The following is a 760-nucleotide window of genomic DNA, read 5'->3' on the forward strand; positions in this document are numbered from 1 at the left end:
AAGCCGCGCTCGGTCAGGTTGGTGGCGACGGCCTCGCCGGTCAGGAAGGGGATGCCGTGCCGCTCCGCCATGGCGCTCGCGGTCAATGTCAGGCCGGACTGGTAGGCGCCGCTGATCGCCACCACGCGCTCCTGCGTGATGAGGCGCAGTGCCTGGTTCTGCGCGACCGAGGGGCTGCCCTGCTGGTCGGCCACGACGACCTGCAGCGGCCGGCCGCCGATGTTCGGGAAGCCCACGGTCGCCATCAGCGGCATGGCGGCGAGATCGGGTTGCGGCGTGTTGATGAGCTCGACCGCCAGCTCGACCGCGGCCTTGGCGGAATTGCCGGCCGAGGCGGCCACGCCGGTGAGCGGCAGCATCGAGCCGACCTTGATAGGTGCGCCCTGGGCTGTCCCCTGGGCCGTCCCTTGCGCCATCGCGGGCGTGGCGAGCAGGAGGGCCGGCGTCGCCAGCAATGGGCGTCTGGTGATGGACATGTGTTTTCCCCTGTGTGAACCGCGGTCCATGCCGCCATTCTTTGTTGCGGAGCAGCCTAGCGCCCTTCGGCGCCACCGCAAGCGGGTGTGTGGCCTGCCACGCGAGCGATTGACGGGCGAACCGGCCGGGCGCCAGACTTCCGCGACAAGAACCAGGGAGGCTGGCGTCGCATGAGCGCAGCCGTATCGATGCCGCAGAGGGTGGATCCGGGAGCCGGCGATCCGATCGCCCGTGCGCGGGCCGTCGCGCCGCTGATCGAGGCTGCCGGGGCACAGATCGAGGC

1 protein-coding gene is annotated in these 760 nt (G+C 70.9%); it reads right to left on the reverse strand.

The window, feature by feature from the left end:
• The coding region (locus tag AC1DWF_RS33900; RefSeq protein WP_476842875.1) for an ABC transporter substrate-binding protein at positions 1-476 on the reverse strand (476 nt) is incomplete at its 3' end.
• Positions 477-760 lie beyond the last annotated feature (284 nt).

It is taken from the genome of Aminobacter sp. P4_D5 (assembly GCF_056401815.1).